Origin of the sequence: Planktothrix agardhii, from assembly GCF_904830935.1 — a bacterium.
GTDB lineage: Bacteria > Cyanobacteriota > Cyanobacteriia > Cyanobacteriales > Microcoleaceae > Planktothrix > Planktothrix agardhii.
Window position 1 is genome coordinate 3,729,162 of the sequence record NZ_LR882952.1, and the last position, 16,813, is coordinate 3,745,974.

The 16,813-nt window shown below is 41.2% G+C and carries 11 protein-coding genes; 3 read left to right on the plus strand and 8 right to left on the minus strand.

All coding sequences use genetic code 11. From position 1 onward, the window contains the following. Positions 1–10: 10 nt before the first annotated feature. Positions 11–1,105 (minus strand): CAP domain-containing protein, encoded by a 1,095-nt coding sequence (locus NMG88_RS17340; protein WP_227350499.1) that lies wholly within the window; start codon positions 1,103–1,105, stop codon positions 11–13. 163 nt (positions 1,106–1,268) lie between these two features. Beyond that, entirely contained in the window at positions 1,269–2,060 is a 792-nt protein-coding gene (locus NMG88_RS17345; RefSeq protein WP_227365771.1) for a Uma2 family endonuclease, read from the minus strand. A gap of 506 nt (positions 2,061–2,566) precedes the next feature. On the opposite strand from NMG88_RS17345, the gene NMG88_RS17350 reads away from it, so the two are divergent. The 3 genes from NMG88_RS17350 to NMG88_RS17360 all read left to right on the plus strand — a co-directional run bounded on the left by NMG88_RS17350 (position 2,567) and on the right by NMG88_RS17360 (position 6,898). Next, on the plus strand, positions 2,567–3,631 hold the full coding sequence (locus NMG88_RS17350; RefSeq protein WP_227365772.1) for a hypothetical protein: 1,065 nt from the start codon (positions 2,567–2,569) through the stop codon (positions 3,629–3,631). Between the two features lie 170 nt (positions 3,632–3,801). Then, positions 3,802–5,829 carry a molecular chaperone DnaK gene (dnaK, locus tag NMG88_RS17355; protein WP_027250142.1) on the plus strand — a complete coding sequence of 676 codons (2,028 nt, stop codon included), beginning with the start codon at positions 3,802–3,804 and terminating at the stop codon, positions 5,827–5,829. Between the two features lie 79 nt (positions 5,830–5,908). Further along, positions 5,909–6,898 (plus strand): DnaJ C-terminal domain-containing protein, encoded by a 990-nt coding sequence (locus NMG88_RS17360; RefSeq protein ID WP_227350497.1) that lies wholly within the window; start codon positions 5,909–5,911, stop codon positions 6,896–6,898. A gap of 6 nt (positions 6,899–6,904) precedes the next feature. Here NMG88_RS17360 and fbp read toward each other — a convergent pair whose 3' ends face one another. The 6 genes from fbp to NMG88_RS17395 form a co-directional block, all read right to left on the minus strand. Then, positions 6,905–7,981 carry a class 1 fructose-bisphosphatase gene (gene fbp, locus NMG88_RS17365; protein ID WP_027250140.1) on the minus strand — a complete coding sequence of 359 codons (1,077 nt, stop codon included), beginning with the start codon at positions 7,979–7,981 and terminating at the stop codon, positions 6,905–6,907. Positions 7,982–8,035: 54 nt separating this feature from the next. Next, a complete protein-coding gene (locus NMG88_RS17370) occupies positions 8,036–9,145 on the minus strand; it encodes a fatty acid desaturase (RefSeq protein ID WP_235751379.1) in 1,110 nt (369 codons plus the stop codon). A gap of 36 nt (positions 9,146–9,181) precedes the next feature. Then, the gene (locus tag NMG88_RS17375) at positions 9,182–9,544 is read right to left on the minus strand and encodes a rhodanese-like domain-containing protein (RefSeq protein WP_227350495.1); all 363 of its coding nucleotides are present in this window, start codon (positions 9,542–9,544) and stop codon (positions 9,182–9,184) included. Positions 9,545–9,683: 139 nt separating this feature from the next. After that, positions 9,684–13,994, minus strand: a complete 4,311-nt coding sequence (locus tag NMG88_RS17380; RefSeq protein WP_227350494.1) for a hypothetical protein — start codon at positions 13,992–13,994, stop codon at positions 9,684–9,686. Between the two features lie 386 nt (positions 13,995–14,380). Further along, positions 14,381–15,907: a C-3',4' desaturase CrtD gene (gene crtD, locus NMG88_RS17390; RefSeq protein ID WP_227350493.1), complete on the minus strand. Its 1,527-nt coding sequence runs from the start codon at positions 15,905–15,907 to the stop codon at positions 14,381–14,383. Between the two features lie 38 nt (positions 15,908–15,945). Continuing rightward, entirely contained in the window at positions 15,946–16,725 is a 780-nt protein-coding gene (locus tag NMG88_RS17395; protein WP_227350492.1) for an amino acid ABC transporter ATP-binding protein, read from the minus strand. Between the last annotated feature and the right edge of the window lie 88 nt (positions 16,726–16,813).

Sequence of the window (16,813 nt, forward strand, 5' to 3'; positions counted from 1 at the left end):
CTCTTACCCATTACCCATTACCCAATGACGTCCCAAATACCTGTGTCCAATAGTGGTTCCAATTTTCAAACCCCGTATCATTTTCTAAATAGAAATAGCCAATGCCAATTTCGGCGTAATTGGGGTTAAGTAGGTTTTCCCGGTGTCCTGGACTATCAATCCATCCCTGAACCACTTCATCGGGGGTTTGATACCCGGCCCCAATATTTTCACCGATAAAAGAAAAAGTGTATCCCTGGTCTTGGGCACGGCTGGCGGGGGTGGAACCATCTAAGCCGATGTGGTCAAAAAAGTCTTCCTGCGCCATATCTTGACTCTGTTCTTGGGCGGCTGCATTCAACTTAGTGTTCAGAGTTAGGGGACGTAAACCATTTTGACTGCGGAAATCATTAGTTAAGTTTAAGACCTGTTGCACAAAGTCAGAGGGAGGAGGAGAGATATTATCTTTTTTCAAAGTAAATCCCTGACCGATGAAATCACTCGCCTGTAAGTCCGATGGCACAATGCCATCCAAAAGGGCGAGTTCTTCGTTAGTAGCACTGACAACCAGGCGAGTTTGATTACTTCCTACCGCTTGGACTTGCACTTCGCCGACGTTATTAGGCAGTTGAATCAAATCAATATTCCGTTCAAAATCCCTAATCCAGTCCCGTCCTTGACCTTGTTGTTGTAGCAAAAACACATCCTGACCAATGCCTCCGGTGAGGGTATCAGCCCCTAAGTCCCCTGATAAGGTATCATTTCCCCCTTCACCGTTTAAGACATCATCGCCTTTCCCCCCAAATAAACTATCAAACCCCTCGCCCCCAAAAAGAGTATCGGCGTCTAGGTTGCCAAACAGGACATCATTCCCCGCTTCTCCCTCAAGGATATCCCCATCCTTACCACCAAATAGGGTATCGGAACCTTCCCCACCCCATAACTGGTCAAAACCTGTGTTCCCTAAAATCAACTCATTATCACCGAGACCGAATACAGTATCATTCCCATCGAGTCCTAACACCCCGCCGGGATAGTTGGATAACTGTCCTGGGAATAGGGAAATTAATTCAGATGAGTTATTCCCGACTAAAGCGCCAATAGAAGAATCTGGAATTAAAGCCATGGTTATACTATTTATAAAACTTTATACAACAGTAAAATCCTTAACTTTGATTATATCAAATTATTTTTTATAGGTAGTTAATTTTTGTATTATTTTTATATATAATTTTTTGTATTGCAGGGGTTTAGATAGTAAACCCCTACAGTTTTTTTCACAAAAATGCTCAATCTTCGGGTGTAACTCCTAATGCTCGTAATTGCGCGGCTAAACGTTCCGCCCGTTGAGCTTCCATTTCTGCCCGTTGAGCTTCCATTTCTGCCCGTTGAGCTTCCATTTCTGCCCGTTCATTTCCTGTTAATAACAAATTCCCGGCACTATCCCACCAGCGCAACCAAGGCAATTCTACATTTTGATATTCACCTTGCCAAATTCCTAATTCAACGCCGAGACAAGCAATAGGATAGTGTCCTCGTTCATTTTTTGGCAAAGGTTGAAAGCGATTTTCAACCAAATGATACACTTCAATACTGGATTTTTGCACTTCATAAATCCCATAAAATGCTGGATGAATGACTTGCTCATAAACCCAGAATTTACCCGGTTTTTTACCTTCTGATTCCGCCGTCCATAAAGAGGTTTTATCCCGTTCTTCTGAACCATCTCCAGAGACAAATTCTAAAATAATTAAAGGGGCAACATATTCCTGCCAAAGCACATAGGAACGTCGCATTTGACCGTTTAAACTAGGGGGAACATTAGCAACATAAAACCAATCTGGTGCTTCTGCTCCCCGTTGGGGTGGGTCAGTTATGCGCCAATAAATCCCACTATCTTGACCAATACAATAGTATCCATCGGGATGAATTTTTTGCAGAACCGGGTTAATAGAATCGGTGAGTAAAATACTTTGAGGATGTTCTTGAAAATTTTTCACAAATGTACCGTCTGAGTCGGGGAGTTGTGTATGGTCAGGTAAGTTTGTTGTGGGTTGTTCAGTGGGAAAGGTTATTGTCATAGCAGTATTTAAAATCAGGTTAATTTTGATTCTTTTGGGTTTATTTTTAAATAAATAATCACAACTTCTTGGGGCGATTGCTATTATCATTGGTATGCGATCGCCTACTTTTGGCATCCTAATATATGGCGTGTTTGCGTAAGTCCTGTCAGATCCATAATAAGGATGGAGTGATCAAGGAGCGGTAACGCTCCTATGGACTCTAACTGTAGAAACTCCTGGGTTTATCCAATACGGATGGGGATTCAGTACATTGACACTCTCAGGTCTGAAGACACTGAGTTTTCAAGCTCCCAGACTTATGTTATAAGCAAGTTAACCCGTATCAATCTTGATCGCAACTGCTGCCTCCTTCTCAAGAAAGGGTGCAAATGTTGAAATGTCCTGATAGTGTTGATTCTTGACTTAAGTTTAGTATAAAGCCCTGGATCAATTTTTAAAGAAAAAGGGTTTTTACTCGCCGTGTCCTTGCTCCCATAAGGGATGTGTCTCCGCTAAGAGGTGTTATGAGTCCTTCTCCAAATCGTTCCTCTCGATCCAAACGTTCTTCAAGCTCAACTCCAGCTAGTGAGCCAGCCGTGCATAAGTCTCAAGATGTTTCCATTGATACACCGAACGAAAGTGAAAGTGTAACTATAGAAACGCCAGAAACCCCAGAAACCCCAGAAACGCCGGAAACCCCAGAAGATACGCCCCAGACGAGTCTTGACAAGTCTGAACCGGATCAAATAGAGCAAACCGCAGAATTAGAGCCAGATGCCCTCGACTCCTTCGAGCGACTCTGGCAACGTCCGATTCCGCCCCCCAGCGAAGCCCGTCAATATCGAGCCATTGGATTAGTTCATGGCCGATATATTGCTTCTGCGGATCAGTTTACCCAGGGAACCTTACTAACCAGTGAAGGGAAACTGCTTGATGCGGTGTTATTGGGTCGAGTCATGAGTTTAGTGAAAAAACATATTGACTTAGATCAAGATCATATTTGGGTGGTTTATCCCCGTACCCGCCAAGAAGAAGATAATCTGCACGTTCAAATTATGGGGGTTTGGGAACCCCAAACCCTGAGAACCGAGGATTCTACCGCCGTTACTTCCGAAACTCAATTAGCAGTATCAGAGGATAAAACCGGTGATTTAGTGAATGTTCAGCAGGGCTATTTTTCTATTCGAGGTGAGGTTGTTTATCAATCTCAAGAAGTTGAAAAGTATGTGATTGTTAAAATTCGCCAAGCTCCCCGCAAAGATAATGATAAACCTAAGTTTTTTAAACTGAAACTAATAGGAATTGCTGGGATGAGAGCCATCGGTCATTTCTGGGATTTGCACGTTCAGTTAAAAGAAGATTATTTAGTCATCCAAGAAAGCCATGATATTGGCATGATTCCGACTAAAAAACGCCGACCTCCGTTCTCGAAAGGTGGCCCCAGAAGACCATCCGGTGAAGGTCAGTTTAATACTGGATCTCATTCTCCCTATAAGCCTAAATTCCCATCGGATGAGGCGCCACCTCCGGCGCGTCGAGAACCGATTGCTAAACCGTTAAAACGGAAATCTTCTGAGGAAGAAAGCTAAAATCAGTTATCAGTTATCAGTTTTCATCAGAACAGGCTTCAGACCTGAAAGTATCAATTCTATTACCCCTTTGGGTTTCACCGCCGAGGTCAGACGTTACAATGCGTTACAACACGATAGAATAGGAGTGATCTAGCCGGAAACCATATAGACAAGGAGATAAGCAACGCATGGGCAAAGTAGTCGGCATTGACTTGGGAACAACGAACTCCGTGGTTGCGGTCATGGAGGGCGGAAAACCCGTTGTGATTGCTAACTCTGAAGGGATGCGAACCACTCCCTCCGTCGTTGGGTTTACCAAAGAAGGAGAACGCATCGTGGGACAGATGGCTAGACGACAAGCGGTTTTGAATCCCCAAAATACCTTTTATGGGGTCAAACGACTGATGGGTTGTCGCTATTCTGATCTCACTGCTGCCTCAAAACGGGTTCCCTACACGATGCGACGGGATGAAACCGATAATATTCGGATCAAATGTCCCCGGGTAAATAAGGATTTTGCCCCGGAGGAACTTTCAGCAATGATCTTAAAAAAATTAGTCGAAGAAGCGACTCGGTATTTGGGGGAAGAAATTACCGGGGCTGTAATTACGGTTCCTGCCTATTTTAATGATTCTCAAAGACAAGCTACCAGAGATGCCGGACGCATTGCCGGATTAGACGTTAAACGCATATTAAATGAACCGACGGCGGCTTCTTTAGCTTATGGTTTGGAACGGCAAGATTATGGGACTATTTTAGTCTTTGATTTAGGCGGTGGAACCTTTGATGTCTCAATTTTAGAGGTCGGGGAAGGGGTATTTGAAGTTAAATCTACCTGTGGGGATACCCAACTGGGCGGAACGGATTTTGATCAGAAAATTGTTGATTGGTTAGCAGAACAATTTCTATCAGAAGAAGCGGTGGATTTAAGACGCGATCGCCAATCTTTACAACGGTTAACAGAAGCCGCCGAAAAAGCCAAAATAGAGCTTTCTGGGGTGGGAGTTACTGATATTAATTTACCCTTTATTGCAGCCACAGAAGACGGCCCTAAACACTTGGAAATCCGCCTAACTAGAGGGGAATTTGAGGGGTTATGTGGAGATTTAATTCAACGGTTACGCCGTCCAGTAAAACAGGCTTTAGCCGATGCTGGATTAACCTCTAATGATATTGATGATGTGATCTTAGTCGGGGGTTCTACCCGAATGCCAATGGTGCAACAATTAGTGAGAAGTTTAATTGATTTAGAACCGAATCAAGGGGTTAATCCTGATGAAGTTGTGGCCGTTGGTGCGGCTATTCAAGCGGGAATTTTAGCTGGAGATGTGCGGGATATTTTATTATTAGATGTGACTCCCTTATCTTTAGGATTAGAAACCATTGGGGGGGTGATGAAAAAATTAATTCCCCGCAATACCACAATTCCCGTAAGGCGTTCTGATATTTTTTCAACATCTGAAAATAACCAAACTTTGGTAGAAGTTCATATCGTACAAGGAGAACGAGAATTAGCCGTTGATAATAAGTCTTTAGGACGGTTTAAATTAACCGGAATTCCCCCGGCGCCGAGGGGGGTTCCACAAGTTCAAGTGGCGCTTGATATTGATGCAAATGGGATTCTACAAGTTACCGCTTTAGATAAAACTACTGGACGGGAACAAAGTGTAATTATTCAGGGTGCTTCTACCCTGTCTCAAGATGAAGTTAATCGCATGATTAAGGATGCGGAAAAATATGCAGAAGTTGACCGTTTACAACGAGAAAAAGTCGAAAAACGCAACCGCGCCCAAGCGTTAACTTATCAAGCTGAACGACAATTAAGGGAAGTAGCCCTAGATTACGGAATGCAATTTGCCCAACGTCAACGGTCAAGAATTGAAACCTTAATTCGCTCTTTAAGAGATAGTTTAGAACGGAATGATGATCGAGGAATTGATCAAGTTAGTGTGGATTTACAGGACGCTTTATATGAGTTAAATCGGGAAGTTTCAGCTTTTGTGACGGAGGACGATGAAGATGATTTATTCGGTTCAATTCGCCGAACTTTTTCCGGTGAAAAACGTCGTGTTGACCCCTACGAACCTCAAACTCGCAGTTATCCCCGTTATGACCAACGTAGTAATAATGGTAGTAGTTTAGGCGGTGGTAGCGGTGTATCCCGTTCCCGTCGCTATTCTCAAACGGATAATTGGGATGATGATGATTGGTTGTAACAAACCCAGAAACCGGGTTTATTTGAGAAACCTGATTTCTGCAAACTTAAAAATCAACCCTTTAACCCAAATTTAACTTATGCAAAATTTTCGGAATTATTATCAAATTTTAGGGGTTTCCCGTGAAGCATCTGTCGATGAAATTAAGAAGGTTTATCGTAGACTAGCGAGACAATATCACCCCGACTTAAATCCTGGGGATAAGGAAGCGGAAGAAACCTTTAAAGATATTGGCGAAGCCTATAATATTCTATCCGATCCTGAAAAAAGAGCGCAATATGATGATTATAGTCAATTTTGGAAACAAAAAGGGTTTCAAGATTGGCAAAAAAATGCTTTTTCAGGACTCAAAAATTGGGGAAGTCGTCGGACAATTTCTCAAACTGAAGATGTAGATTATGAAGATTTTTCGGATTTTGATACCTTTGTTGACCAATTATTAGGACGGCGGCGAGAAGTCCGAACTGTTGACCCGAAGGCGGCTCAAATGACGGCGGCTGACCCCTATAATTCTCCTCGAACAAAAGCAGTTTATAAACCGACTCCTAGGGAAACAAAACGGGATATTGAGGCGCGATTAACCTTACCTTTAGAAAAAGCCTATACCGGAGGGAAAGAACGAATTCGTTTAGAGGATGGACGGTCTTTAGAAGTGGATTTACCGCCCGGAATGGTTAAGGGTCAACAAATTAGATTAAAAAATCAAGGTGTGAATGGCGGGGATTTATTTTTAAAAATTAATATTACTCCCCATCCCTTTTTCAGAGTAGAAAAATCAGAGATTTATTGTCAAATTCCAGTCACTCCCACGGAAGCTATATTAGGAGGAGAAATTGATATTCCGACTTTAGATGGTTTGGTTAAAATGCGTTTACCTTTGGGAGTTATCTCCGGTCAACGTTTGCGATTGGCAAATAAAGGTTATCTGAACCCTCAAGGAGAAAGGGGAGACCAATTAATTGAAATTCAAGTGGTTCTCCCTAAAACCATTACTCCCCAAGAACGAGAATTATATGAACAATTACGTCAAATTGAAACCTTTAAACCCCGTCAAAATTTAAGATTTTAATAGAATTTACTCCAGACCCCCTTCTTGTTCCCTGCGTTTACGATCTTCAATGAATGATTTAACTAACATCACATCCTCTTTACTACCAATAATTAAAGGGGTGCGTTGATGCAGTTTTTCTGGAATTACATCTAATATTTCTTGGGTTCCAGTTGAAGCCATTCCTCCAGCTTGTTCAATTAAAAATGCCATGGGTGCAGACTCATATAATAACCGTAATTTTCCCTCTGGTTTCTTAACAGTCCCAGGATATAAAAACACACCGCCTTGATATAAAATTCGGTGAACATCTCCCACTAAAGCCCCACTATAACGGGCTGTATATCCTTCATGACGATGGACATAACGAGCATAATCTCGAATGGATTCATCCCACTGCCAAAAATTACCTTCATTCACACTATAAATCGGGCCGTGGTCGGGAATTTTAATATTTTCATTTGCTAGAATAAATTCTCCCAAACTAGGGTCAAGAATAAACGCATGAACCCCTGTTCCAATGGAATAAACTAGCATCGTACTGGGCCCATAAAGAATATATCCGGCGGCAATTTGTTTGCGTCCACTTTGCAATAAATCAACCGCTTTCCCATCTTCATCATTACCTTCCTGTTGACGAATCGCAAATATTGATCCGACATTTAAGTTAGTATCTAAATTGGATGAACCATCGAGGGGATCATAGAGTAAAGTATAGCGTCCAATTGGGCAGTTTTCGGGAATATAAAAGGGTTTTTCCATTTCTTCCGATGCCAAACGACAGACTAAACCGCTTTGTTTGAACACCGAAATAAACACGGAATTGGAATAAACATCCATCTGTTGTACGGACTCTCCCTGCACGTTTACGGCCCCGGTAAACCCTAACGCATCATCTACTAAACCCGACTGAGATAGGCGACGGGCGATGAGTTTTCCCGCCAATCCGATGCGATTCATTAAGGCGCTAATATCCTGAGCATCATGGGAAAAACTATGGAGTTGTTGGAGAACATGACGGGATAAAGTTGTGCAATCTCGATCTAAGTAATATCCTTGATCAATAGCATCGGAAAAATTAGATTGAACAGATTGATCTACCATAATCAAGAGTCTCCATATTAAGGGGATTTAAACTGAGTTAATCACTGGTGCTATTTAGTTTTTAGAATCTAAAGCAGCAGCTTGACGAAATGAGCGGATTGAGACTAGACGGTTAGCGTCAGAATCCCAGAGGATAAACTTAAAACAATCAGGAATATCTGAAATTCTCAGGGTTTTTACCCCGGCGAGTAAATGTATATTCTGATTATGACAAACTTCGAGGTTATAATTGGGGATTCTTTCACAAAGATGATGGATATTATGATAGCCAATATCGGCGGAAAACCATTTTAAAATTGGGGGTAATTCCAGATAACTACTGCCCTCAATTGCACCTCGTAAATAATCCCAACCTTCGGTTTTGTGGGCGTAGGAACCCTCAAAGTTATGTTGTACAAAAAACACACAAATAAACAACGCCGCCGAACAGGTTAGGGTGATTGAATACACTGTCCAGAAGAACCCCCATCCCAGATAATTACTGAGGATAATCCAGCCCCCAACCACACAAATATTGTTAAAAAGTAGATCCCAAAATTCACCCGTAGTATACCAATTTCTGGATTTATAGGATGATAAACGCTGCCTGAAACTAATATTAGGATATTGTTTTAAGGAAGTTAAAACATGAACAAAAAAACCATAGGTTCCTAGAATTAATGCTAATCTGGGTTTAATTGCTAGGTAGAAAAAACCTCCTGGGAAAATCATTAATGGATGTCTAAGAACTTCATACCACCCTTGAGCCGATGGACTCAGTTTAGCAAATTCCTGTGTAGAAATCAAAGCCGAGGGGCCACGATAACGTTCCCAATCCCCATTGGTTTTGTGGTGATAGGCGTGTCCTCTTGACCAGGGATATTGGGGGATGGCGTTGATGACACCAAACATAAAACCCACGACTCGATTCACCTTTTTTGAACTAAATAGGGAGTAATGTCCGCAATCGTGCATTAGGGAAAAACAACGGACTGAAAACAGGATCATTAACACCATAATCGGTGGTAGCAACCATATAGAAATAGCCGCGACTTTAACTGCTAAAATCCATAACAATAGATAGGGAATAACGGTATTTAAGATTTGATAAGTTCCCCATAAATTATTACTTTTCATGTAGGGAGAAAGAACAAAATCTGACTTTTTGATTTGGGTTTCTATCATTATTGTTTAAATAATATGGATGTTTTTCCGATGAGTTTAATATCGAGGAATTTGGGAATCAACCAAAACTGAATAAGCATCAATTCCCCCATTAATATTTTTTACCTGGGTAAAACCTTGGCGAATCAGCCATTGACACATTTGGGCTGATCTCATGCCATGATGACACAGAATTAGGGTTTCTTGGTGCGGGTCAAGTTGAACTAAAATTTTATCTGACCATGCACTATATTGACTTAAAGGATAGTTAATAAATCCTTCTATTTTTGCCATTTCAATTTCTTGAGGTTCCCGCACATCAATTAACTGAAGATCAGTTTCGGGAACTGTTTTAAGTAAATTTTCTAATTGTTTAACACTAATTTCTGGAATCGCTTGTGTAAAAAATTGTTCTGACATAAAAATGTACCTAATATTTGAATCAAATTCGTAGTGATCTCTTCAGGGCTCTATCATATCCTTATTAATCACCCAAATCACAACTCTAAAACTGATCACTGATTAAACTGATAACTGATGACTGATAACTGATGACTGATTAAAGGGAGATAATACTAGAAACTCCCCGAATATGCAACTCTACCCTGGGCTGTTCATCTCGATAAAAAACCGTGCCTCGATAATCTCCCGTGATACTATTAAAAGAAAGTTGATGACCGTCGGCGACTTCTAACATTAATTCTCCAATTCTGACTTTTCCTTGTATTCCATCGACATCAATTTGTAGGGCTTTGGAACTATAAATATCCGTCAAAAGTACCCATAAACTATTATTCCGTTTTGCTCGTTTGACTTGAATATGACCAATTTGGAAACTAAAGCCATCGGCTTCCGGCCCTAAAAGGCGGATTTTTGTGCCGGGGGGTAGACCCTGAACTTGATCGTCCATGGGGTCATTATTAGCCTGAGAGGGGTCTGGAGCCGAGAGTTGGAGTAATTTGTGATTTTCGATTAAATCGACTTGGGGAGGGTCGGAATTGAGGGTAGCGGGGTCGATGTTCCATTCCTTCGCCCGGCGAGTAATATCTTGTTGAATTTCCTGTCCCCGAATGGGTTCGGCCACTAGAGAATATTCTTTTTGTTTGAGTTTGGTTGCTAACCAGCGTTCTTGAGCAAACTTTTTTAAAGCCAGTTCATTACTATTAAAAAATCGTTCATAAAATTTGAGAGTTGGGACTAATTCCCCAATTTTTTCTAAAGCAATTCCTACCTCAACGACCGCTAACTTTTGTCGCCAGTTGGAGACCGATAGGGCTTTTTCAATTAAGGCTAAATAGCGACCCCGAAAATCTCGGGCTTGTTCAGGGGTTAAATTAGAATGGGAAATTTGGCGGATTAGTTCAAACCTAAATAGAATTGCCTCTAGTTTACCACATTTTTCGATCGCAGCGATCGCATCAATCCAACGTTTAATTCTAATTAAATAATTAATCCAATCTCGGAGGCGATTTTGTCGTTCTAAAGCCCGTCCTAAACAATCTAAATGTTTTAACCATTGTTGATTTCCTGACTTCCCAGATTTTTCCCATTCCACAATAATTCGTTCAAAATCTAAGGCTTTTTCCAAATAGGGTAAACCTTCAGGAAATCCCGATAATTCAGCTTGAGCCAGATAATATTCTCGTTTTTGATTTGCCCCGCTTTCCTGCCAACATCGGACAGCCCGACGTAGGTTTTTAGCCCGATAATAACAATCTCCTCCTAATTCCAAAACCCCATTATATTTGGCTTCGTCTAATCCCTCTAAAACCTCTCCAAACCGTTGCCATTCTTCAGGGTCTAGGATTTTTTCCCGCATCAATATTCTAACTTGACGACCATAATCCTGTACCGCCGATTTCCAAGCCTTAACTAAGCGGTTTTCTTTAATCATTTGACTACTCAAACTTTCCTCTAAAAATTGAGTAAATTGTCGAATATTCGGTAAGGTTTTTGAGGTTTGGGCCATGAATTCTACTAAGGGTTGTTCCAAAGATTTTTTCTGGGGAAATTGATGATACCATTCCGCTAAAGCTTGCCAACACATCCCATCCCAGAAACACTCCCAAGCCTCTAATTCCTGACCTCTTTTTAGGAATAAACGCCCCGCTTCTCGAAAGCGTTTATCGAATTTTAAAGCAAAGGCCTCACATAAATCAGCTTTATCTAAATATCCTAATTCTCGATAAAATTGTTTCGCCCGTCGGAGGTCGGAGGCATTTTTTTGATTTCGACCATTTTCTTCAAATTTTTGAGCTTGGGAGGCGCGGTTATCCCGTTGTAATTCATCTAAATTATCCCCCCAACGGACTCCCCCAATATAGGTTTGCCAATGTTCCGGTTTGTTAACTTGATTTAACCAATATTCATGATAGTTGAATGATGAGGTTTCTGCTAATATTTCAACCGTCGCATATTGCCATAAACAGCGATCGCCAATTTCTGTATCAATAATTATTAAATCCGACATTCCACGACTAGCTGCAACATAAAGTTTATTAAAAAAGTATTCCAATTCCAAGGGATGATTCCCCGTCCCTTGCACATAATCAATTAACGGTTTTTGATTAAATTCTTTAGCAAATTGATCCCCAAATTTATATAAAATAACTAAGGGAAATTCTAATCCTTTTGCTTGAATTGCACTTAAAATATTCTTAGGGGGATGTTCTTCCGTGGCATCGGGGAATAAAGGAGATAAAAATTCATCTAGTCTAATATAGTCTAACTCCCCTCCTGCTTCACAGGGAACAATAAAAATCGGGGATTTCTGAATATGTTGTTTCAAGGATTCTGCGGAAAAATTATTCTGTTCAAAGATAAACTTTTGGGGCGTTGGAGACTCCATATAAGATTGCCAAGACTCCTGGGGTCTTAGCTCTTGGATTTTAAATAAAATATGTCGCCATAGATGAATTAAATTCGTAACTTTAACAATAGAAGGACTTGATCTATAATTAGATTCAAGCTCATAAAAAGTCATGGATAAATTAAGTTGTCGGGTCGGGTCAAGGGCAGCAATAACTTGATCAAAAAAGGTCGCCTTAACACTTTCCCAGCGAAATCCCGTGGGGTTTAAAGTCTGAAATGGATCACCCGCAAAGGCAAAAGGTAAACACCAAACCGGGGGGTATAAGTCACAATGGGAAAATATTGATAACTGCATAATTAAGCGCAGTTCTAAACTGGTAAAATCCTGGGCTTCATCGCAAAAAATAGCCGTATAAACGGGTAAATTATCCCCACTGAATTGTAAGACTTTTCTAATTAAATCTTGATCATCCCAATAGCCCTCGCGAGTAGTTAATTGATAATACCAAGGCCAAACTTGCTTATAAATTGCTTGAAAAATATCAAAAGATAAACTGCGTTCTCGTCGGGGAATTTCTTCATAATCATCGGGGGTCATATACCCTTCATTTTGTCCGGTTAGGGTATAACCTTTAATAAATGTTCTAATAATATGCCAACAAAGTTCGGGGGAATAACGACTATAGCGACGGCCACATCGTTGTCTAAAATCATGAAAATTAATATATTTATCGGGATCAAATTTATCGCTTTCTTCTGGGGGGAGTAAACTTAATAAAAATTGTTGAAAGGATTTAAAACAAATATCAATCGAAGGTTTGTTTACCTGTCCATCGGTTTCTAATAAAAATTTATGGTGACTTTTGAGGAGTTTTTTTACCCCTTCTCTGGCTTTTCCTAATAATTGTTCATTATAGGTTAAAAATAAAGGATGGGGTACGGAGTTTAATCGTTGACGATGTTGTAAATAATATTTTTGATAGCGATAACAATAATCGGCAAATAAATAAAATAACATGGTTGATTTACCACTCCCCGCCCGTCCATTAATAAAAACTGGTAGGGAACTATGGCTAATTTCCGGGGTAGATAACTCATGGAGAATTTTTTCTTCCTCCATTGATAAAGCCCAATTAATCCCAAATTCCTGCTCAATTTCTAACCAGATTTCTGAATCTCCTAATAAATAATCGGGATATGAACGTCGGGTATAACGGGCTAAATCTTCTAAACTTAATTCCTGGGCTAAAACGTTAGTTGGGTTAGGGTTTTTTGAGGATGCTTCCCCATTAGTTTCTCCTGGGTTAGAATTAAACAGACGAGTGATTTGACCGACTTCCAAAATATCCTGGGAAGTGGGATAATGATTAAAGGTAGAAAGTAAAAATAAAACACTACGGTTAGGAGTATCGGAGGTAAGAATCCAACTATAAATAATATAACGATTTTGCTGCGGTTGTCCGGCAATTTCAATTCCTAAAAAGTCAGTTGTTGTGGTTTCAATTCCTGATTTTTTCTCCACCAAACTATCCACAATGTCATAATAAGTCCGCCATTGCAGTTGAGTGTCCGGTTGTTTAAATTGTGTCACCCAAATTTCACTTTCACAAATCACCGCATCGGTGGTATTCTTAATCCAATCTGGCCCTTTTAACCAAATTTGACGCAAATCTTCGGGTAAAGTGGGGCGACGGCGAAAGGATTTTTGTTCTTCCCGTTGGGCATTAATACTATTTTCTAATTCTTTGGGATCAATTAACGAATCCAGATGACTAATTCCGTAGTCATCTGGATTTCTCAGAAATGCCTCATACTCGTTTCCTCCCCGGGGAAGAACCGCTAATAAACATAAAATCGGGTCATTATTTACCCAGAGAATTTTTCCTAGTAAACGCAAGTTCCGCACGGGTCGCTTTAAGTAGGGATAATTCCACTCAAACAGCGCCTGTACCGCCACTGTGCCTTGAGTCTTGAGGATGACGAGTAATTCCGCCACCTGACTCTGGATGCCTTGCTGTTTCGCTTGTGCGTCGAATGTCGGGGTCGTGTAGATTAGCATGACTTCGATTTTGACACAATTTCATTGATGTCGCATAAAGTCATTTTGCGTTATTTAACGGGAAAATATCAAATCAAGGTTTAGGTTCCCCATAAATGAATCCATTTCCCCCAGTTCCAATAAATACCCGTCCAAAACTGTTCATATCCCCGGTAATTAGGGCTTGCTGAAAAAAGATAAAAAGCCGAGAGAGTCGGGAGGAGGAAAGGGCAGAAAGGGATAATGGTGCAAGAAATTAGTGTACAATAGCCCAAAAACCTTGCAGGAGTCGAGGAAATGTACCGAAAAGAGGAGCAACCGAACACATCATCTTATGAAGAAACTAGCTCATAGTTCCGAAACGGCAATTACTATTACTTTTTTAGTTATGAATCTCTCTGTCATTCTTAGACAGATTTTTGGGTCAATTCAATTTGACGAACAACGGTTAAAGCCGAATAGGAAACTCCGGCTGTTCCCTCTCCAGGATGGGTAGAATCTCCTACTAACCAAAGATTTTTGATCGGGGTACGATTCCCAAAACCAAAGGGCCCAAAAGTGGAAACCCGTTGACCGACTCCGCCAACAACTCCTTGATCCCGGGCGGTATAGCGTTCAAAGGTGCGAGGTGTGGCGGCTTCTTGATGGAGAATAGTTTCTGGAGTTAGGTGAAAGTAAGACCCTAAACGGGCGATCGCCTTGTCCATATATTGTTGTTTTAAACCTTGATAGTCCTGAGAATCCCACCATTGTTGGGTTTCAGTAAAACTTGAAGCGATAATCGTGGCTTGTCCGGCGGGGGCGCGTCCATCTCCGGGGTGACTCACGGAGACGAAAAGAGAATTATTTTCACCAATAGCCCCTTGATCATAGAGGAATTGTAGATGGGGCGGGCATTCTGGGGGTATGGCGATCGCTTGTACTCCTAGATAGATTACAAATGCTCCCGATGCCGGGGGAAGTTGCTTAATTCGTCGTTGATAGAGAGGTAATAAAATTGAAAATTGCTGGTGATTTTTGTGGTTTTTATCTAACAATTTAATTAAGTTTTGTGGGGTAATATTAGCTACAATATGATCGGCGGTTTCATGAATAATTTCCCCAGTTTTTTGATTCCTAATTTTCACGGCGATCGCTTGATCCGGTTCTGTTTCAATAGCTTCAACGGTATGCCGCATGAATAGTTTACCCCCATCTCGTTCTAGGGCTTGGACTAGGCGATCGCTCAATACCTGCATACTGCCTTGAAGATGAGATAAACCTTGGGGTTCCTGAGAGACACCTAAAGCCGTTGCTGCGTACAATAAAGCCGTTTCTTCGGTGTCTACCTGAGAATATAACTTCAGTTGCAGATCTAAAAAGGTTTTCAGACGCCGATCACCGTCTAAATTATACAACCGTAGGGCATCAGCCACCGTCATCAGGGTAAAAGGCAGGGTAATCAAGGTATCAGGGCGAACCGCTTGGAGCAATTGCCACAGATCCCATAAATTCCCAGGAGGGAGCACGGGATCACGGGATTGAAACCGCCAACTAGCATGAAATAGGGTAGTCATTAACTGCCAAAAGGGTTCACTCCCGGGAAATTGTCGCTGTCTTTCCTGTTGCCATTTTTGGGGATCTCGCCACACCTGAATCGGTTCAGTTTCTTCGGGTAAAAAAACGGCACAAGCGGGATCACAGGGAGTCGCGGCGGGTAATTCAATTCCTAACTCCTTGAAAATACGGTGATGAATCCCACCCGGTTCGAGTCCGGCTACCTGAGTCGCTCCGACATCAAAGGTAAACCCCCGACGTTGAAAGGTAGAAGCACACCCTCCTGGGACAATTCCTTGGTCGAAGATTAAAACCGAATATCCTCGATGGGCCAACAATGCCCCGGCGGTTAATCCCCCAATTCCAGCCCCAATCACGATCACTCGTTCTGTGTTCACCTTAGTAGATCCCTAGTTACTTAATATATTTTAATACATTAAAGAATTTGAGACAGAAACTTTTGAGTTCGTTCTTCTTGAGGATTGGTAAAAAATTCTTCTGGGGTTCCTTCTTCGACTAAGATTCCATCGGCCATTAACACAATTCTATCGGCGACTTCTCGCGCAAATCCGACTTCATGGGTAACACAAACCATCGTCATTCCCGACTCGGCTAAAGTTCGCATCACGTCTAAAACTTCGCGTACCATTTCCGGGTCTAAAGCAGAAGTAGGTTCATCAAATAACATAATTTTAGGCTGCATTGCTAAGGCTCTAGCAATCGCAACTCGTTGTTGTTGGCCGCCAGATAATTGACCCGGATATTTTTTTGCCTGTTCTAAAATTCCCACCCTTTCTAATAATTGTAAAGCTACTTCTTCGGCTTTTGCCTTCGGCCAACGTCTGACCCAAATCGGAGCTAAAGTGACATTTTGTAAAATACTTAAATGAGGAAATAAATTAAACTGTTGAAACACCATTCCCACTTCTTTGCGAATTTCTTCAATATTTTTTAAATCATGGGATAAATTAATTCCATCTATGACAATACTTCCCTGTTGAAATTCTTCTAAAGCATTAAATGTGCGAATAAAAGTCGATTTTCCCGAACCAGACGGCCCCATAATCACCACAACTTCTCCCCGTCCCACCGAAAGGCTAACCCCTCTAAGGGCGTGGAAATTATTGCCATACCATTTATGCACATCGGTAGCAATAATAGCAGTATCTTCAGTAAGTGATGCAATTGGGTTGGTATTAGGCTGTATTTGTGTCATGGCTTTAAATTGGGGTTAGTATTCAGCAGTAGATTCATTGTTCTATAGATTATTATATGGTGTTGATCCCTAGACACAATTCGGATAG

Bases quoted from the DNA above. Each gene is read 5' to 3' on its own strand.
- NMG88_RS17340 (WP_227350499.1), bottom strand. From the start codon at position 1,105: ATGGCTTTAATTCCAGATTCTTCTATTGGCGCTTTAGTCGGGAATAAC.
- NMG88_RS17345 (WP_227365771.1), bottom strand. From the start codon at position 2,060: ATGACAATAACCTTTCCCACTGAACAACCCACAACAAACTTACCTGAC.
- NMG88_RS17350 (WP_227365772.1), top strand. From the start codon at position 2,567: ATGAGTCCTTCTCCAAATCGTTCCTCTCGATCCAAACGTTCTTCAAGC.
- dnaK (WP_027250142.1), top strand. From the start codon at position 3,802: ATGGGCAAAGTAGTCGGCATTGACTTGGGAACAACGAACTCCGTGGTT.
- NMG88_RS17360 (WP_227350497.1), top strand. From the start codon at position 5,909: ATGCAAAATTTTCGGAATTATTATCAAATTTTAGGGGTTTCCCGTGAA.
- fbp (WP_027250140.1), bottom strand. From the start codon at position 7,981: ATGGTAGATCAATCTGTTCAATCTAATTTTTCCGATGCTATTGATCAA.
- NMG88_RS17370 (WP_235751379.1), bottom strand. From the start codon at position 9,145: ATGATAGAAACCCAAATCAAAAAGTCAGATTTTGTTCTTTCTCCCTAC.
- NMG88_RS17375 (WP_227350495.1), bottom strand. From the start codon at position 9,544: ATGTCAGAACAATTTTTTACACAAGCGATTCCAGAAATTAGTGTTAAA.
- NMG88_RS17380 (WP_227350494.1), bottom strand. From the start codon at position 13,994: ATGCTAATCTACACGACCCCGACATTCGACGCACAAGCGAAACAGCAA.
- NMG88_RS17395 (WP_227350492.1), bottom strand. From the start codon at position 16,725: ATGACACAAATACAGCCTAATACCAACCCAATTGCATCACTTACTGAA.